Origin of the sequence: Streptosporangium sp. NBC_01755, assembly GCF_035917995.1 — a bacterium.
Lineage (GTDB): Bacteria > Actinomycetota > Actinomycetes > Streptosporangiales > Streptosporangiaceae > Streptosporangium.
Genome location: NZ_CP109131.1, coordinates 6,309,593 through 6,327,445 on the forward strand (window position 1 = coordinate 6,309,593; position 17,853 = coordinate 6,327,445).

The 17,853-nt window shown below is 69.5% G+C and carries 19 protein-coding genes; 13 read left to right on the forward strand and 6 right to left on the reverse strand.

Features of this window, described 5'->3' with window-relative positions; translation table 11 throughout:
- Positions 1–23 precede the first annotated feature (23 nt).
- Both OG884_RS29950 and OG884_RS29955 read right to left on the reverse strand, forming a co-directional pair.
- On the reverse strand, positions 24–602 hold the full coding sequence (locus OG884_RS29950) for a Uma2 family endonuclease (RefSeq protein WP_326638401.1): 579 nt from the start codon (positions 600–602) through the stop codon (positions 24–26).
- Positions 603–1,143: 541 nt separating this feature from the next.
- A complete protein-coding gene (locus OG884_RS29955; protein WP_326638403.1) occupies positions 1,144–1,392 on the reverse strand; it encodes a hypothetical protein in 249 nt (82 codons plus the stop codon).
- A 204-nt stretch (positions 1,393–1,596) separates the two neighbouring features.
- Here OG884_RS29955 and OG884_RS29960 point away from each other — a divergent pair, with 204 nt between their 5' ends.
- Positions 1,597–2,139: a Uma2 family endonuclease gene (locus OG884_RS29960; RefSeq protein WP_326638405.1), complete on the forward strand. Its 543-nt coding sequence runs from the start codon at positions 1,597–1,599 to the stop codon at positions 2,137–2,139.
- Positions 2,140–2,206: 67 nt separating this feature from the next.
- Here the strand turns inward: OG884_RS29960 and OG884_RS29965 are convergent, their stop codons facing one another.
- The 4 genes from OG884_RS29965 to OG884_RS29980 form a co-directional block, all read right to left on the reverse strand.
- Complete coding sequence (locus OG884_RS29965) at positions 2,207–3,613, reverse strand: glutamine synthetase family protein (protein ID WP_326638407.1); 1,407 nt, start codon at positions 3,611–3,613, stop codon at positions 2,207–2,209.
- Between the two features lie 174 nt (positions 3,614–3,787).
- Positions 3,788–4,348 (reverse strand): putative Ig domain-containing protein, encoded by a 561-nt coding sequence (locus OG884_RS29970; protein ID WP_326638409.1) that lies wholly within the window; start codon positions 4,346–4,348, stop codon positions 3,788–3,790.
- A 334-nt stretch (positions 4,349–4,682) separates the two neighbouring features.
- A complete protein-coding gene (locus OG884_RS29975; protein WP_169750203.1) occupies positions 4,683–4,844 on the reverse strand; it encodes a hypothetical protein in 162 nt (53 codons plus the stop codon).
- A 337-nt stretch (positions 4,845–5,181) separates the two neighbouring features.
- Positions 5,182–5,814 (reverse strand): TIGR03085 family metal-binding protein, encoded by a 633-nt coding sequence (locus tag OG884_RS29980; protein WP_326638413.1) that lies wholly within the window; start codon positions 5,812–5,814, stop codon positions 5,182–5,184.
- A gap of 168 nt (positions 5,815–5,982) precedes the next feature.
- Here OG884_RS29980 and OG884_RS29985 point away from each other — a divergent pair, with 168 nt between their 5' ends.
- The 12 genes from OG884_RS29985 (at position 5,983) to OG884_RS30040 (ending at position 17,838) form a co-directional block, all read left to right on the forward strand.
- Positions 5,983–7,788: an ABC transporter ATP-binding protein gene (locus tag OG884_RS29985; protein WP_326647035.1), complete on the forward strand. Its 1,806-nt coding sequence runs from the start codon at positions 5,983–5,985 to the stop codon at positions 7,786–7,788.
- The gene (locus OG884_RS29990) at positions 7,785–9,557 is read left to right on the forward strand and encodes an ABC transporter ATP-binding protein (RefSeq protein WP_326638414.1); all 1,773 of its coding nucleotides are present in this window, start codon (positions 7,785–7,787) and stop codon (positions 9,555–9,557) included. The genes OG884_RS29985 and OG884_RS29990 overlap by 4 nt, the downstream gene beginning before the upstream one ends.
- A gap of 277 nt (positions 9,558–9,834) precedes the next feature.
- Positions 9,835–10,782: a polyphosphate kinase 2 gene (gene ppk2 / locus OG884_RS29995; protein WP_326638416.1), complete on the forward strand. Its 948-nt coding sequence runs from the start codon at positions 9,835–9,837 to the stop codon at positions 10,780–10,782.
- Between the two features lie 313 nt (positions 10,783–11,095).
- Entirely contained in the window at positions 11,096–11,443 is a 348-nt protein-coding gene (hisI, locus tag OG884_RS30000; RefSeq protein WP_326638418.1) for a phosphoribosyl-AMP cyclohydrolase, read from the forward strand.
- Complete coding sequence (locus OG884_RS30005; protein ID WP_326638420.1) at positions 11,440–12,036, forward strand: Trp biosynthesis-associated membrane protein; 597 nt, start codon at positions 11,440–11,442, stop codon at positions 12,034–12,036. Before hisI ends, OG884_RS30005 begins: the two co-directional genes overlap by 4 nt.
- A gap of 266 nt (positions 12,037–12,302) precedes the next feature.
- Complete coding sequence (locus tag OG884_RS30010; protein ID WP_326638422.1) at positions 12,303–12,713, forward strand: DUF4190 domain-containing protein; 411 nt, start codon at positions 12,303–12,305, stop codon at positions 12,711–12,713.
- 93 nt (positions 12,714–12,806) lie between these two features.
- Positions 12,807–13,253 carry a DUF2752 domain-containing protein gene (locus OG884_RS30015; protein ID WP_326638424.1) on the forward strand — a complete coding sequence of 149 codons (447 nt, stop codon included), beginning with the start codon at positions 12,807–12,809 and terminating at the stop codon, positions 13,251–13,253.
- A gap of 169 nt (positions 13,254–13,422) precedes the next feature.
- On the forward strand, positions 13,423–14,232 hold the full coding sequence (gene trpC / locus OG884_RS30020) for an indole-3-glycerol phosphate synthase TrpC (RefSeq protein WP_326638426.1): 810 nt from the start codon (positions 13,423–13,425) through the stop codon (positions 14,230–14,232).
- A 78-nt stretch (positions 14,233–14,310) separates the two neighbouring features.
- Positions 14,311–15,480: a tryptophan synthase subunit beta gene (trpB, locus tag OG884_RS30025; RefSeq protein WP_326647036.1), complete on the forward strand. Its 1,170-nt coding sequence runs from the start codon at positions 14,311–14,313 to the stop codon at positions 15,478–15,480.
- Positions 15,481–15,538: 58 nt separating this feature from the next.
- Positions 15,539–16,333 (forward strand): tryptophan synthase subunit alpha, encoded by a 795-nt coding sequence (trpA, locus tag OG884_RS30030; protein ID WP_326638428.1) that lies wholly within the window; start codon positions 15,539–15,541, stop codon positions 16,331–16,333.
- 210 nt (positions 16,334–16,543) lie between these two features.
- A complete protein-coding gene (locus OG884_RS30035; protein ID WP_326638430.1) occupies positions 16,544–17,074 on the forward strand; it encodes a MauE/DoxX family redox-associated membrane protein in 531 nt (176 codons plus the stop codon).
- Positions 17,074–17,838 (forward strand): DsbA family protein, encoded by a 765-nt coding sequence (locus OG884_RS30040; RefSeq protein WP_326638432.1) that lies wholly within the window; start codon positions 17,074–17,076, stop codon positions 17,836–17,838. Before OG884_RS30035 ends, OG884_RS30040 begins: the two co-directional genes overlap by 1 nt.
- Positions 17,839–17,853: the final 15 nt, after the last annotated feature.

Consider the following 17,853-nt stretch of genomic DNA (forward strand, 5'->3'; position numbering starts at 1 on the left):
TCCAATGCGAAGCGGCCGTAGCCTCAGGCGAGGGTTGCGGGGTCGATGGTCAAGGGGACGGGGCCGGGCAGGAGGGCGGCGGTGCCGGGAGTGAGGGCGGTCACCTGTCGGTAGAGGTCGCCGTCGAGTTGGTAGACGTCGATGACGAGGGTGTTCTGGTCGATGATCCAGTACCACTCACACTTGGTGCGGGCGTAGCGGTTCATCTTGGTGAGGCGATCGCGGTTGGAGTTGGTGGAGGTGACCTCCGCGAGGATCTCGATCTCGTGTGGTTCCACGTAGAGGTCACTGTCGGTGTCGCGCCGGAAGACGGCGATGTCGGGGGCGAACACGGTGTCGGAGTTGAGGCGGTAGTTGACCGGCCCTTCCACATCCAGGCCCAGGTTTTCGGCCTGCAGGCATGCCTCGATGGCGTTGATGAGGCGGCGGGCGATGCGCTGGTGCCGGATGGAGGGCGCGGGGGTCATCACGATGCAGCCGTCCTCAAGCTCGAAGCGGCGGCCGATGTCGCCGAAGTCGTAGATCATGAATTCGTCGGAGCCCCAGTAACGCGGAGCCCATGGAAGCGATCCGTAAGGCTCGGACTCATGCGCAACGGTCATAGGTACCAGATTATCGGGGGGCCTGGGCGTCTCATAGCACGGTTTCCTGAGCCGGACAGCGTGTTCACCGGCGTGCGGGCTCATGCTGCTGGATGGGCTGATTGTGAACTCCTACTGATTCGTGACGATTGGGCGCGAGGCGCCGGGCCGGGCGTGGTTCGCGCTGCGGCGGGCCGGTGTTCCGGCGGACGTCGTGGCGGAGGTCTGGTTCTTCAGGCCTCCGGCCTGCTCGGGCGTGGGGGTTGCGCTTTTTATACGCCGCCCGGAACACCGGCCCGCCTCCGCGCACTGTGGTTCCGTCGTGTGGGGCGCGGGCCGTAGTCACTCTGTTTCGGGCCGCCCAGGGGGCATTCCGGTGCTGAAGCTCTCGTACGGGCTGCTCTGGTGGTCGCCGTAGCTGAAGCGCCTCTGAGGAAAGGAGCTCAGGGCTGGGCAACAGGCTCTCCCCGCCGGCCGACAGTGTCGTCGCGCCCCTGGTCGGTGAATGATCTGCTCGGGGGATGTGTGCTGGCGTGGCCGGGCATTCCGCATGGGAATCGGCTCAGGCGATGATGGAGAGGGTACGGAGTCGTTCGTCCAGGTCGTGGACGTGTCTGTTGTCCTCCCACGGTTGGAGGCGGGTGCGGGCCTGGCGTATGGAGTTGGCGAGTCTGGCGGAGCTGTGGCCGATGACGATCTGGGCGGCTTCGCCGATCATCGCGGCGGCTGCGGGGATCTCGCGTTTCTGGATCAGTGCGGTCGCGTATCGCAGTTGAAGGATGCCTCGTTCTCGGAGGAGACCGGTGCCCATTGTCGCGATTCGTTGCTGTAGTTCAGAGATCGCTTGGTCGGATCGTTTGAGTTCGACGAGGCAAAACGTTCCGTAGGAGCCGATGGTCTACGGGGTCTGCGGAGGCGGCCGTGACCACCATGGCCCGACGATGATCTGGGGCATGCGCCAGACCACCCCGTTCGCTGACATCATTGGATGTAGGTGCGGAGAGAAGGGGCCGAGATGTCAGACGATTCGAGGACGTTCAGCGAACTCCTCGCGTTGGCGGCGGAGCGCGACGGGTACAAGGTCGAGTGGTACGCCGGGAAGATCGTGATGCAGGCGTCCGCGTCCGCCTTTCATAACCTGATCGTCAGTGAGACGATCCGGCAGATTCCCTCCGACGCGTGGTGGGCTCTGCCTGACATGGGGGTCGGGACCCCCGGCGACCACCGGGGGCCACAGCCTGACATTGTGATCATTCCGGCTGGGAGCCTCAGTGATGACGAGAATCCGGTTCGGAAGGAGATCGTGGCGGCGGTCGTCGAGGTGGTGTCGAAGAACACCCGCTCCGAGGACTACGGCGACAAGCCGGAGGCGTACGCCTTGATGAGGATTCCCGTCTACGTGATCATCGATCGTAAGTGCGAGACCATCAGGGTGTTCAGCGAGCCCGACGGCCACCGCTACACACGCGAGAGCGTGAGTTCCTTCGGCAAACCGTTCACGCTGCCGGAGCCGGTGCTGCTGACGATCGACACGGGCGGGTATCCGGCCGCTCTGTAGGGCGTGGCGGTCTCGCCGAGGCGCTCACCCCGGGGTGTGACGTCTTCGTGAACGCTCTCAGTGCCGCTCAGAAGACCCGGAAGTGGTGGAAGAGTTCGTAGGCGGTGTTGTGGGCCGCGAAGGAGCGGGCCTCGGAGCGTTTGACGGCGAGGTAGGCGGAGGCGCGCAGCGGGCCGAGGGCGTGCATGAGGACGTCGTCGGCCTCTAAGGCGTCCAGGGCCTCGTCCAGGGTGGTGGGAAGGCGGGAGACGCGGCCGGCGGGGAGGGTGGCGGGGTCGACGTTGACGGGGTCGCCGGGGTCGAGTTCGCTGCGGATGCCGTCCAGGCCGGCGTGGATGACGGCGCCGAGCGACAGGTAGGGGTTGGCCGAGGAGTCGGAGGGTTTGAGCTCCAGGTTGGTGGATGCCGCGGCGTCCCGGCCGGTGGGGGAGCAGATGCGCACCGCGGCCTCGCGGTTGTCCATTCCGTAGCAGGCGTACGCGCTCGACCATGCCCTCGGGGTGAGACGCCGGAAGCTGTTCACCGAGCCGCAGGTCAGCGCGGTGAGCGCGGGCAGGTGGGCGATCAGGCCGCCGATGAAGCGGTAGGCCGCGGCCGACAGGCCGTACCGGTCGGAGGGGTCGGCGAAGAGGTTGGTCTGCAGGGCGGGGTCCCAGAGGGAGAGGTGCAGGTGGGTGCCGTTGCCCGCCTGGTCGGCGAGGGGTTTGGGGGCGAGGGAGGCCCACATCGACATGCGGGTGGCGACGCCCCTGACGGTCTCGCGGTAGATCAGGTGGTTGTCGGCGGCGCGCAGGGCGGGGGCGTGGTGGATCGACAACTCCTGCTGGCCGTGGCCGAGTTCCGGGTGGTAGTGCTCGACCCGCAGGCCCTGGTTCTCCAGGGCGTGGATCAGACTCGTCGCGTAGTCGTGGGCCTGGTTGAAGCCGACCGTCGAGTAGCAGAGGCTGTCGTCGGCGGGGATCAGGCGGTCCAGGCCGCCCTCGGGGTCGGGTTGGCGGCGGCCGAGGGTGAACTCGGGTTCGAAGGCGGCGACGAGGGCATGGCCCTCGCCGGCCAGGGTGGCGACGGCCTCGCGCAGGAAGGTGCGCGGGCAGGCGGGCCAGGGGGAGCCGTCGACCTGGCGCAGGTCCGACAGCATGGCGGCCGAGCCGGGGGCGTAAGGCAACTGGACGAAGGTGGCCGGGTCGGGGACGAGACGGACCTCGCCGACCGGGCCGAGCCCCTTGACGTTCTGGAGTTCGTCGAGCATGTTCATCGCCATCATCGCGACGGTGTGCCCGATGCCGGTACGGAGCCGTTCGGCCAGCAGGGAGCGGGAGGTGGCCTTACCCCTGATCACGCCGCCGTGGTCGGCGTACAGGAAGCGGATCAGTTTGATGCCGTCGGTGTTGACGCGTTCGGTGACACGTTCGATGACGCGTCGTGTCGCGGAGTCGAGCGTGTCGGCTCCGCCGGCGTCGTGATGATCTCCCACGCTTTCTGCGTAACACGTCTTCGGGGAGAGTGGAAGCACTTCGGCATTTCCCCCGGACCGGTTCGGGGGGGTCCAGTAGTCTTTGACCTGTTGTTATGTGCTGGGACCGCGCTGCTGGGGCGTTGATCTCGCGGGGTCGCGAGCGGTCTTGCCGGTCGGTTCGGCGTCGTGGGGTCAGCCGGGTGAGCGAGCCGGGCCGGAGGGGGAGGAGGCCGGGGCCGTGGCCGTGGGGAGCGGGCCGGCGCAGCGGCAGGTGATGGTGATCGTCACCGTGCCGGTGGTGCAGGCGCCGGAGGGGGCGCACGCCTCGATGGGGACCGTCCAGGTGCCGGGCACCCGGGAGGCGCCGCCGAGCAGGCCGTCCGCGTCGAGTGTGATCCCGGCGGGCAGGAGGGTGGGGTCGGCCACCCTGAAGCCGAGCGTCTCGCCGGTCGGGTTGGCCAGGGTGATCCTGCCTCGCAGCGGCCGGTCGGCGGGGGCGCCGAAGTGGCCGAGGGACGGGTGGGCGGAGGGCGGCGGGGGGTCGGCGTCGTCCACGATGGGCCGCTCGGGTTTCACGGCGGGTCGTTCGACACCGTCGTCGGCCGGTGTCCGTACCGGTGCCGGGCCCTTGGAGGCGGCTGCCTGGACGGAGGCCGGGGTCGCCAAGGTGACCTGTGGGGTCGCCGGTGGGCCGAAGGTGACGGCTCCGGCGACGAGCGACCCGACCAGGGAGAAACCCCGCGTGCCCCGCATGAACGATCCTCCCGTACGAGAAACGGACCTCCCTCTCAAGGTGCCGGAAAGATCATCAAGGGAGTGCCGTGATGTTTCCCGTGGTCATCCATGATCGGGTCAGACCGTTCGCCGTACCACTCTGTACGGCGGGGCCGCGCGGCTCTGGGCGGCGGGTGGGGTTTCGGTCGGTGGCTCGCGGGTAGGGGGTGGCGGCCTACGGCGATCCTCGTGATGCGTTCCCGGGATCGGTGAAGTAGGTGGTGCGGCGTTCTGGTGTCGGAGGGGACGCTCCTCCGTGGATCGGTCAGGAGCGCGGGTGACATGGTTCGGGGCGGGGGTTCCCGCCGGGCGGTCAGCTAAGTACTCGTGTCACGAACAGAGCCAATTGGTCTGCTCCCCTCACGATCCCGTCGAAGACTCCGTTGACCGCGCCCGCCGCCTCGGCGGGCTTGGTGAACAGATAGAAGACCACGAACGCTACCCCGAGGTAGGTGAGGACCTTCTTGACCTGCATGGGGGCCTCCTGGCAGTTCCAATCCCAGCCGTATATACCCGAATTTTATCGATCTTTGGCATCTGCGGCCCGGGTGGCTCCCGGATTTTGATGATCATACCCATCCCACAGGGGCAAACCATGGTCTGGTCGCGAGTTTGACATAGGTCACATCAGCCATCGTGCGGTGGCGAGGCGCTCCTGTCCAATCCTCACTGTCAGGTATACCGGTAGGGCTAGGGATAGGCGGTGGGATCGCGAATACCGGTGTGCGGGAAGCCGCCGGAAAAACTAAGGAAACTCGGTGTCCGGTGGCATCCGGTCACCCCGGCGTGCCGCCGCCGGGGGCCGGTCAGGCTCAGACGCCCAGGGGGGCGTCCATCAGCTTGGCCACCGCCTCGTCGTCGCCGCTCAGGTCGACCTTGGCGTGGGATTGGCGGCCGAAGCAGAACAGCAGCAGCTCTCCGGCCCGGCCCGTCACCTCGACCTGCCGCGGGGCGTCCTTGGGGCCGCCGATGGCGACGCCCCCGCCGATGCGGTGCAGGACCACCCGGACGGGGGAGCGGCGAAGGAACACCCGGATGCCGCCGCGGATCTGCTTCCAGAACCTCTCCTCAAGGTCGGCGGGCAGCTCGCGCGGCTCCCAAACCCGCTGCGCGCGCCGCACGTCCTCGTGGTGGATGAAGAACTCCGTCGCGTTGACGGTCTGGTCGAGGCCGGGAAGGCGGTAGAGCCCGGACGGCCCTGAGCGCACGAGCTCGACGAGGCCCGGGTAGCCCTTCCTGGTCTTCAGTGACTCCTGCACCCTGTCGGTGTATCCGGCCAGCGGCTTGAGGAGGATTCCGCCGAGCGCGTCGGCGCGGCGCTCGCGCAGCACGAGGTGGGCGGCGAGGTCGAAGGTGGTCCAGCCCTCGCAGAGGGTAGGGGCATCCGGGCCGAGCTGGGCGAACAGGTCGCTGAGCGCGGCGCGTTCGGCACGGGCGTGATTCATTTGATGATCCTAACAATATCGTTGTGTGAGCAATCAGAGGTGTATGTGTGATCTTGTCGGGGTTGCTTCGGGAATAACCGCATGATCCAGCTTGATAGGGACTTAGGTAGAAATGTTTCCCGTCGAAAGGACACCTCCCGCGTGGCGAGCAAGGTGACCACCGCAGTCATGCGTCAGGGGCTCGGTGTCCTCGGGGTGGCGATCCGAGCGGAAAAAGCGATCTTCGCCGCCGCGGTGCTGTCCAGCGCCCTGTACGGCCTGATGACCGTCGCGGCGGCGTGGGCGCTCGGCTGGGCGACCGACCACGTCGTGCTGCCCGCCTTCGAGAACGGGCGGATCACGACCGGCGCGCTGACCTTCGGCGCGCTGATCATCCTCGGAGTCTCCCTGCTCAAGGCGCTGGGCGTGGCGGGTCGGCGGTATTTCGCCGGGGTCATGCAGTACCGGATGCAGGCCCGCTCCCGCCGGGACGTCACCCGGCAGTATCTGAGGCTTCCGCTGGCCTGGCACCACAGGCACCCGACCGGGCAGCTGCTGTCGAACGCCGGCTCCGACGTCGAGGCCGCCTGGGCGCCGCTCGCGCCGCTGCCGATGGCGGTCGGCGTCGTGGTGATGCTGGTCACCGCGGCCGTCGCAATGGTGATCACCGACCCGATCCTCGCCCTCGTCGGTTTCCTGGTCTTTCCCGCGATCGCCGTGCTCAACCTGGTCTACCAGCGAAGACTCAACCCGCTGGCCACCCGCGCCCAGCAGCTGCGCGCGGAGGTCAGCGAGATCGCCCACGAGAGCTTCGACGGCGCCCTGGTCGTCAAGACCCTCGGCCGCGAGGACGATGAGACCGCCAGGTTCCTGGCCAAGGCCGATGAGCTGCGCGACGCCAACATCGCCGTCGGCCGGGTCCGCGGCCTGTTCGACCCGGTGCTTGAGGCGCTGCCCACCCTGGGTGTGCTCGCCGTGCTGCTGATCGGCGCGATGCGGCTGGAGAGCGGCGCGATCGGCTCCGGCGTGCTCGTCCAGGTCGCCTACCTGTTCACCCTGCTGGCCTTCCCGATCCGCGCGCTGGGCTGGGTGCTCGCCGAACTGCCCCGGGCCGTCGTCGGCTACCGGCGGATCCGGGAGGTGCTCGACGCGACCGGCTCCATGGAGCACGGCGCCGTCGAGCTGGCCGGCACCGCCCCCGCCAGGCTGGAGGTCCGCGGCCTCGGCTACGCCTACGGCGGCGGTGACGGTGACGGTGACGGTGACTTCCCCGTTCTGCACGACGTGAGCCTGGAGGTCGACCCCGGCCGCACCGTCGCCCTGGTCGGCCCCACCGGTTCCGGCAAGTCCACGCTCGCCCAGACCTTCGTCCGCCTGGTCGATCCGGTACGGGGCAACGTCCTGGTGGACGGCACGGACCTGCGCGAGGTCACCAGGGGCGGGGTCAGCGACGCGGTGGCGCTGGTGCCGCAGCAGACGTTCCTGTTCGACGACACCGTACGGGGCAACGTCACCCTCGGCCGGCCGGTCGGCGACGAGGACGTCTGGGAGGCGCTGCGCCTGGCCCAGGCCGAGGGGTTCGTCAGCGCCCTTCCCACGGGGCTGGACACCAAGGTCGGAGAGCGCGGCACCACCCTCTCCGGTGGCCAGCGCCAGCGGATCGCCCTGGCCCGCGCGCTGGTGCGCCGCCCGCGGCTGCTCGTCCTGGACGACGCCACCTCCAGCGTCGACCCGCAGGTCGAGGCCAGAATCCTGTATGGGCTGAGGGACGCGGCCCAGGTCTCCACGGTGGTCGTCATCGCCTACCGGATGGCCACCATCGCCCTGGCCGACGAGATCGTCTATCTGGAGCACGGCCGGGTCGTCGACAGGGGCGGCCACGCGGAGCTGCTCGCCCGCTGCGAGGGCTACCGCAACCTGGTCACCGCCTACGAACGTCAGGAAGCCGAACGCGACGCGCTCGACGCGGAGCAAGAGGAAGAGGTCAGCGCTTGAGCTCGTTTCAGGGGGTCGAGCGTTCCGGGGTGGCCACCGTCAGGCATGGGCTCTCGCTCACGCCGGAATTCCGCAAGGGGCTGGCCGGGACGCTCGCACTGGCCGTGGTGGCCACGGTCGGCAAGATCATCGTACCGATCGCGGTCCAGCAGACCATCGACACCGGGCTCGGCGGAGCGGCCCCCGACCTGGCCTACGTCCGCACCGCGGTGCTGCTGTGCGCCGCGGCCGTGGTGCTCACCGCACTGTGCGCGTACCTGATGAACGTCCGCCTCTACCGGGCCACCGAGTCCTCCCTGGCCACCCTCAGGGTGCGCGGCTTCCGGCACGTGCACGACCTGTCGGTCCTCACCCAGAACTCCGAGCGGCGCGGCGCCCTCGTCTCCCGGGTCACCGGCGACGTGGACCAGATCAGCACGTTCATGCAGTGGGGCGGGCTGATGATCATCATCGCCCTGGGGCAACTCCTGGTCTCCACCGTGCTGATGTTCGTCTACTCCTGGCAGCTGGCCCTGGTGGTGTGGGCGTGCTTCCTGCCGCTCATGGTCGTCCTGCCGCGCTTCCAGCGGTGGCTGTCCGGCGCCTACACCCGGGTCCGCGAGCGCACCGGTGACATGCTCTCCGCGGTCAGCGAGTCGGTGGTGGGCGCCGCGGTGATCAGGGCCCACGGCTCCGAGGCCCGTACGGCGGAAAGGCTCGACGCCACGATCGACGCCAACAAGGCGGCGCAGGCCCGCACCCAGCGGATCGTCGCGACGGTGTTCCCGCTGACCGAGATCGTCGCCTCGGTGGCCCTGGCCGCCGTGGTACTGGTCGGAGTGCGACTCGGCCTGGCCGGTGAGATCACCGTGGGGCGCCTGGTCGCCTTCCTGTTCCTCATCACGCTGTTCGTCTCGCCGATGCAGGTCGCCACCGAGGTGCTCAACGAGGCGCAGAACGCCATCGCCGGATGGCGGCGCATCCTCGGCGTGCTCGACACCCCGCCCGACGTCGCGGACCCGGGTCCGGAGGGTGTCGAACTGCCGCGCGGTCCAATCTCCGTCTCCTTCGAGGACGTCGGATTCTCCTATCCCGGCGGGGTGCCGGTGCTGCACGAGGTGTCGGCGAACATCCCGCCGCGCTCGCGGATCGCCGTGGTGGGGGAGACCGGTTCGGGCAAGACCACCTTCGCCAAGCTGCTAACCCGTCTGATGGACCCCGTCTCGGGGCGGATCACGGTGGACGGTCACGACCTGCGGACCGTCAGGTTCTCCTCGTTGCGTCGGCGCATCGTGATGGTCCCGCAGGACGGGTTCCTGTTCGACGGCACCCTGGCCGAGAACATCGCCTTCGGCCGCCCCTCGGCGACCGAGGAGGAGATCCGGCTGGCCATGACCGAGCTGGGGCTCACCGACTGGCTGGAGGGGCTGCCCGCCGACCTGTCGACCAGGGTGGGCCAGCGCGGTGAGTCGCTGTCGGCGGGCGAGCGCCAGCTCGTCGCGCTCGCCCGTGCCTACCTGGCGGACCCCGACCTGCTGCTGCTGGACGAGGCCACCTCCGCGGTGGACCCGGCGACGGAGGTACGGCTGGCCCGCGCCCTGGAGGGCGTCACCCGGGGCCGCACCGCCGTCTCCATCGCCCACCGGCTCTCCACCGCCGAGGCGGCCGACGAGGTGCTCGTCTTCGACCGGGGCCGGATCGTGCAGCGCGGCCCGCACGCCGAGCTGGTGGCGCGGCCCGGCGTCTACGCGGACCTGCACGCCTCCTGGGTCTCGTCCGCCCGTTCCTAGGAGCCGGTCGTCCGCGATTCACCGCGCCCGCCGATGTCCGGCGAACGTCCTTTTCGACCCGCGAGCCGAGTGCCGGGGAGGCGTTCGCCGGAATGGCCGGCGGGCGGTGGCACGGTCGGCCCTGCGCTTCCCGGATGGTCTTCTCGAAGGGGGGCCTTTGCGCGGCGCCGGGTCGGATCGGTACAAATCGGGCAGCCTGCCGATGATTAGCCTGCTCAAAGCGAGGTAGGGGGCAAGTTGGGGGTGGATTCGATGTCCGCCCGAGGGGAAGGGAACGATGGCAGAGGCGGAGCACGCGGAGAAGCGGCCCCCCGTTGTGGACCTCCGTTCGGCGCTGGCCCGCGGGGGCCTGCTCGACGACCTGTCCAACCTGCGGGTCGACGACGATGACGACGACGACCCCGTTCTGGTCCGCCTGGACGGTACCCCCATCGACACCTGGCGGGAGAGGTATCCCTACGGGGAACGGATGAACCGGATCGAGTACGACCGGCTCAAGCGGCTGCTCCAGATCGAGCTGCTCAAGCTTCAGTACTGGATCAAGGACACCGGGGGGCGCCTGGTCATCCTCTTCGAGGGGCGCGACGCGGCGGGCAAGGGCGGCACGATCAAGCGGTTCATGGAGCACCTCAACCCCCGGGGGGCGAACGTGGTGGCGCTGGAGAAGCCGAGTGAGCGCGAGAGCACCCAGTGGTACTTCCAGCGCTACGTCTACCACCTGCCGTCCGCCGGAGAGATGGTCTTCTTCGACCGCTCCTGGTACAACCGCGCCGGGGTCGAACGGGTGATGGGCTTCTGCAGCCCCGGGGAGTACCTGGAGTTCCTGAAACAGACACCCGAGTTCGAGCGGATGCTCGTTCACGACGGCATCCACCTGGTGAAGTTCTGGTTCTCGGTCTCGAGTTCCGAGCAGCGCACCAGGTTCGTGATCCGCCAGGTCGACCCGGTGCGGCAGTGGAAGCTGTCGCCGATGGACCTGAAGTCGCTCGACAAGTGGGAGGAGTACACCGCCGCCAAGGAGGACATGTTCGTCCACACCGACACCGAGGAGGCCCCGTGGACGGTGATCAAGAGCAATGACAAGAAACGGGCCAGGGTCGAGGCCATGCGCCACGTCCTTAGCCTCTTCGAGTACGAGAACAAGGACCACGAGGTCGTCGGCACCCCCGACCCCAGGATCGTCGTCCACGCCGCCGACGTGCTCGACGACGACCGTGCCCGCTGAGCCGCGCCCGCTGTGCCTGCTGAGCCGCGCCCGCTGTGCCTGCTGAGCCGCGCCCGCTGTGCCTGCTGAGCCGCGCCCGCTGTGCCTGCTGAGCCGCGCCCGCTGTGCCTGCTGAGCCGCGCCCGCTGTGCCTGCTGAGCCGCGCCCGCTGTGAGCCGCGCCCGGCCCGCTCACCGACGCGCCCCGGTACCTGGAGTGGCGGCCTCCACCACCGCGAGGCATCTCGCCGGATCGGTCTTCAGGGGAGCCCCCGGCCTGCTCGCGAGGCCATGCCGGACGCCACCCCTCTCCCTGGTTACGGCACAATTGCCGCATGCCCCTTGACCCTGCCATCGCGGCCCGGCTGAAGCGCACCGCCGACGGGCTGGTTCCCGCCGTCGTCCAGCAGTACGACACCGGTGAGGTGCTCATGCTCGCCTGGATGGACGACGAGGCGCTGCATCGTACGCTCACCACCGGCAGGGCCACCTACTGGTCGCGCAGCCGAGGGTCCTACTGGGTGAAAGGCGACACCTCAGGCCACGTCCAGCACGTCAGGTCCGCCGCGCTCGACTGTGACGGCGACACCATCCTGCTCAAGGTCGACCAGGTGGGCGCCGCCTGCCACACGGGCGACCGGACCTGCTTCGACGCCGACGAGCTGGCGGTGAACCGGGCGTGACGGCCAAGCGGGAGCTGTGGACCTGGCTGGCGGCGTGTGTGGCCGGCGCCGCGCTCGTGCTGCTCGCCGCCGGGCGCGACTGGTTCACCGTGACGTACGGCACCCGCGAGGTGGCGGTCCCCGCCGCGGAACTGGCCCCCGCGCTGGGGCCCGCGGCCTGGGCGGCACTCGCCGCCGTGGTCGCCGTGCTCGCGACGGCGGGCGTGTGGCGCAGGGTCGTCGGCGTGGTGATGGTGTTCTGCGGGGCCGGGATGGTGGCCGCCTCCTGGTGGGGGAGCGGCGCGAGCGCCGCGCTGCGGATCTCCGCGGCGCAGGCACCGATGGCCGTGGACTCCGTGCCGCGGGTCGCCTCGGCCGTCGTCTGGCCGATCCTCGCCTCCGTGGGAGGGCTGCTCCTGCTGGCCGGGGGGGTGACGGCCCTTCTGCGGGGCGGCCGATGGCCGGGCATGTCCGACCGCTACCACCGCAAGGGACACGCCTCCGGTGGCACGGGCTCCGTCGCCGCCGAGAGCGCCCCCAGCGAGCGGGCGCTGTGGGACGCCCTCGACGAGGGCACCGACCCGACGGTCGACCCGGACCCCAGGGAGCGCTGACCCATCGGACGGTCGACCCGGACCCCCGGGAGCGCCGACCCATCGGACGGTCGACCCGGACCCCCGGGAGCGCCGACCCGGCGGAGCCGCGGCCTCCGCGTACTCGGTGCGTCGTCCTTGATCCCGTACTCCGGGGTCCGGATCCGGGGGTGTGCGCCCCGGCTACGACTTGCTCACGACGTGCTTACAGGCGTGTACGGATCCCTTCGGCCCAGGAGTGTTTTCGCTAGGATTTCGCCCGCAACTCAGATAATCGGGAGTCATTCATGAGTTATGGCAATCAGCCGGGTGGTTACGGGCAACCTCCGGGAGGTGGTGGCTATGGACCCCCGGGTGGCTATGGCTCGTCCGGCGGTTACGGTCCGCCGCCCGGTGGCGGCTACGACGCCTACGGTGGTTATGGCGCGCCGCCTCCTCGGGGTAACAACGGCATGGCCATCGCCGCGCTGATCATGGGCATCGCGGGGCTGTTCCTCTGCGGCCTCACCTCGATCGTGGGCGTGGTGCTCGGCCACATCTCGCTGGGGCAGATCAAGCGGACGGGCGAGGAGGGGCGGGGCATGGCCGTCGCCGGCCTGGTCCTGTCCTACTTCGGGATCGCCTGCTGGCTGGCGGTGCTGGCCTGGCTGGTCGTGGTCGGCGCCCTCGTCGGCAGCGCCTCCCTGACGGGTGTCTGACCTGACCTGACCTGATCTGGCGACCTGACGGGCCTGTGCGGCGGGTTCGCGTCCGGCGCAAGTAGGGTGGCCGGTGAGGGGGTGCCGACGGCCATGCCCATGGGGAAGATCGCTGGTTCGCGTGCGCAGGCCATGTCGGCGCCGCTCGGCGCCGCGCTGGTGGCGGGCGCCGCCGTCGCGTTCGTGGGGACGGTCGATCCGAGCGAGCCGGGCCACTACCCGACCTGTCCGTTCCTCATGCTCACCGGCCTGTACTGCCCAGGCTGCGGCGGCCTGCGGACCGTGCACGCGCTCGTCCACGGCGATCCCGTGACGGCCCTGGGGCTCAACCCGCTCGTCACCCTCATGATCCCGGTGCTGGTCGTGCTCTGGGGGCGCTGGGCGCTGCGTGCCTGGCGGGGGGCTCGGTCCGGAGGGGAATCGAGTGGGCCGTCCGTGGCGAAATCCATACGCCCCGCCTATGTCTGGTTATTTCTTGCTTTAATGATCGTGTTTTGGATAGTACGAAATCTCCCTTTTGGGGAATTCTTAGCCCCATAGTCACCTTTGTGCTTCACCCAGTGGCGGGGCGACCCCGGCCGGGCCGATAGCATCGGCGAGACAAGGGCAGTCGATCGGGAGGGGCCTTACTCGTGAGCGAGCGGAGCGAGCGAACCACGGACACGGCAGCGTTCGCGAACCTGGCCTCTGAACTTCGCGGGGAGGGCAAATGAGCGTGCTTGAGGAAATCCTCGAAGGAGTCCGCGCCGACCTGGCCGAGCGGCAGGGGAGGGTGACGCTGGCCGAGCTCAAGGAGCGGGCCGGGCGGGCGCCCGCCCCCCGTGACGCCTACGCGGCGCTGGGCGGCGACCAGGTGGCCGTCATCGCCGAGGTCAAGCGTTCCAGCCCGTCCAAGGGCGCGATGGCCGCGATCGCCGACCCCGCCGCGCTGGCCGGCGACTACGAGTCGGGTGGCGCCCATGTCATCAGCGTGCTCACCGAGCGGCGCCGTTTCGGCGGCAGCCTCGACGACCTGGCCGCCGTACGCGCCGTCGTCGACATCCCGGTGCTGCGCAAGGACTTCATCGTCACCTCGTACCAGCTCTGGGAGGCCCGCGCCTACGGCGCCGACCTGGCGCTGCTGATCGTCGCGGCGCTCGACCAGAACGCGCTGGTCTCGCTCATCGAGCGGGCCGAGTCGATCGGGCTGACCCCGCTCGTCGAGGTGCACACCGAGGAGGAGCTCGACCGGGCGCTCGCCGCCGGAGCCAAGATCATCGGTATCAACGCGCGGAACCTCAAGACCCTTGAGGTGGACCGCGACGTGTTCGCCAAGCTCGCCCCCAAGGTTCCCGACGGGATCATCAAGATCGCCGAGTCGGGCGTGCGCGGACCCCACGACCTGCTCGCCTACGCCAGGGCGGGCGCCGACGCCGTCCTGGTAGGCGAGAGCCTGGTGACCGGCAAGGATCCGCGGGCCGCCGTGGTCGACCTGGTCACCGCCGGTGCCCACCCCGCATCCCGACCCGAGGGGCAGTAAGCAGTGACAACGCACGAAGGAACCGTCCTCACCGCCGCGGATCTCGCCGGGAACGGCCTTCACGGCAACGACCCGGACATCCACGGCAAGTTCGGCATCTTCGGTGGCCGCTACGTGCCCGAGGCGCTCATCCCGGCCCTGGACGAGGTCGCGGCGGAGTACGACAAGGCGAAGAGCGATGTGGAGTTCCTTCGGGAGTTCGACCATCTGCTGCGCACCTACGCCGGGCGGCCGACCACGCTGACCGAGGTGCCCCGCTTCGCCGAGCAGGCGGGGGGCGCCCGGATCATCCTCAAGCGTGAGGATCTGACCCACACCGGCGCACACAAGATCAACAATGTGCTCGGCCAGGCCCTGCTGACCAAGCGCCTGGGCAAGACGCGAGTGATCGCCGAGACCGGTGCCGGCCAGCACGGCGTCGCCACCGCGACCGCCGCCGCCCTGATGGGCCTGGAGTGCGTGATCTACATGGGGGCCGTCGACTGCGAGCGTCAGGCGCTCAACGTCGCCCGGATGAAACTGCTCGGTGCCACGGTCGTCCCGGTCACCAACGGCAGCCAGACCCTCAAGGACGCCATCAACGAGGCCTTCCGCGACTGGGTCGCCAACGTCGACCACACCCACTACCTCTTCGGCACCATCGCCGGGCCGCACCCGTTCCCGGAGATCGTCCGTGACTTCGCCCGCATCATCGGCGTCGAGGCCCGCCGCCAGATGCTGGAGCTCACCGGCAGGCTGCCCGACGCGGTCGCCGCGGCGGTCGGCGGCGGTTCCAACGCGATCGGCATCTTCCACGCCTTCCTCGGCGACCAGGACGTCCGGCTGCACGGCTACGAGGCAGGTGGCCGCGGCCTGGAGAGCGGCGAGCACGCCCTCACCCTCACCGCCGGCTCCATCGGGGTGCTGCACGGCTCGCGCACCTACGTGCTGCAGGACGACGAGGGCCAGACCGTCGAGTCACACTCGATCTCGGCCGGGCTCGACTACCCGGGCGTCGGCCCCGAACACGCCTGGCTCAAGGACACCGGCCGCGCCACCTACCACGGCATCACCGACGCCGAGGCGATGGACGCCTTCTCGCTGCTCGCCCGCACCGAGGGCATCATCCCCGCGATCGAGTCCTCGCACGCGCTCGCCGGAGCCCTCAAGCTCGGCCGCGAGATGGGGCCCGAGGCGACGATCCTGGTCAACCTCTCAGGACGGGGCGACAAGGACATGGGCACCGCGATGAAGTACTTCAACCTCTGACTACCGACTTGCCTTCCCTCCGGCGGGCCGGAGGGGACGAACCGCAACGGAAACAACGATGACGACTCTTCAGACGGTGTTCGCCAAGGCCAAGGCAGACGGCCGCGCCGCCCTCATCGGATACCTCCCCGCTGGGTTTCCCAGCAAGGAGGGGGCGATCGCCGTCGCCGCCGCCATGGTGGACGCGGGCTGCGACGTGATCGAGATCGGCCTGCCCTACTCCGATCCCCTCATGGACGGCCCGACGATCCAGGACGCCGTCCACCGGGCGCTGACCAACGGCACCCGCATCGCCGACGTGCTGCGCACCGTCGAGGGCGTGGCCAAGACCGGTGCCGCCACCCTGGTCATGACGTACTGGAACCCGATCGACCGTTACGGCGCCGACCGCTTCGCCCGTGACCTGGCGAACGCGGGCGGGGTGGGTACCATCACCCCCGACCTGACCCCCGAGGAGGCCGGGCCCTGGCGCGAGGCCAGTGCCGGGGCCGGGATCGACACGGTCTTCCTGGTCGCGCCCAGCTCCACCGAGGCCCGTATCAAGGCGGTCGTCGACAGCTGCACCGGCTTCGTCTACGCGGCCTCGCTGATGGGTGTCACCGGTGCCCGCGACTCGGTCGGCTCGGCCGCGCAGGGCCTGGTCGAGCGCACCCGCCCGCACACCTCCCTTCCGGTCTGCGTCGGCCTGGGCGTCGGCACCGGCCGGCAGGCCGCCGAGGTGGCGGGCTACGCCGACGGCGTCATCGTGGGCTCGGCGTTCATCCGCCGCGTCCTCGACGCGCCGGACGAGGCCTCGGGGCTGGCGTCGGTCCGTGAGCTGGGCGCCGAGCTGGCGGCGGGCGTCCGCGGCTGACGAGCCCGTTGGAGGGCGGTTCCCTTCCTCGGCGAAGGGGCCGCTCCCGCGCACGTGCCTGCCAGGCAGGCTTATCCGATGCTTATCAGGCTCGTGATGAGGTTTTCCTGGGATACCGGGCATTCGCCGGAGACGCCTGTGGCCGGGGCTTGGAATAGGAGAATGGTGCTCGTGACCTCTGATAACCCCGCGCCCAATAGGTCGCGTATCGTGATTTCGGCGCTACCCTGGGTAGCGACCGTCTCGCGGCTGGTGCTGGCGGGCGTGCTGATCGTCGCGGGTTGGGGCAAGATCGGCACTCCGGTGCTCTCGGTCCAGGCGGTCGAGGCATACGAACTGCTCCCCAAATCGCTCGCCACGGCGGTCGGCTACGGCCTGCCGATCCTGGAGATCGTCGTTGGGGTGTTGCTGGTCGTCGGGCTGCTCACCCGGGCGGCGGGTGTCATATCGGCGCTGCTCATGCTGGCGTTCGTCATCGGCATCGCCTCGGCGTGGGCGCGCGGGCTGCGCATCGACTGTGGCTGCTTCGGCGGCGGTGGTCAGCTGGCGGCCGGGGTGGAGCCCGACTACCTCATCGACATCCTGCGTGACTTCGGTCTCTTCGGGCTCGGCGTGTTCGTCGCATTGTTCCCCCCGGGCCGCTTCGCGCTGGACTCCGTGCTCGGGCTCACCCCGGGCGAGGAGTCGTACGACGAGGACGAGAGCGATGACGAGGAGCTCCAGGAGAAGGAGACTTACTGATGGGCAAGGCCGGGCGGGATCAGTCGGCGCGCGATCGGATCAAGGCGCAGCGCGAGGAGCAGCGGCAGAGGGAGAAGCGCAAGCGCGTGGCGACCATCGTGACCGTGGCCGTCGTCGCGATCGCCGCCGTCGGGGGTGGCTGGTGGTTCGCCGCCCAGAGCAGCAAGTCCGAGGAGGCCGGCGGTGCGCTCGCGCCGATCACCGTCGCCGCGGACGGTTCGGTGGTCATGGCCAAGGCGGGTGTGGAGAAGCCGGTCCTGGACGTCTACGAGGACTTCCAGTGCCCCGCCTGCAGGGCGCTGGAGGAGACCAGCGGCCCGACGATCAAGAACCTGGCGGCCGAGGGCAAGGCCAAGGTGGTCTACCACCCGATCACGATCTTCCAGGAGCAGACCAACAAGGGGATCACCCGGGCCAACTCCCTGCGCGCCGCGTCGGCGGTCCGCTGCATCCCCGGGGGCGCGGCCTGGAGCGTCTTCCACGACAAGCTGTTCAAGGAGCAGCCCTCGGAGCTCGTGGAGGGTTTCAAGATCCCTGACCTGATCGCCTGGGGCAAGGACGCCGGGGTGACCGACCCCGGCTTCGAGAAGTGTGTGACCAGCCAGGAGAAGGCGCCCGCGCACATCGCCTACAGCACCAAGGTCATGGAATCCCAGAAGCTCACGGGCACTCCGACGCTGAAACTCAACGGCGTCGAGCTGGACCCCGACGTGGCTTTCAAGCCGGCCCAGCTACGCCAGACCGTTCTTGATGCGGCCAAGTAGCTCGCGACACGGTAA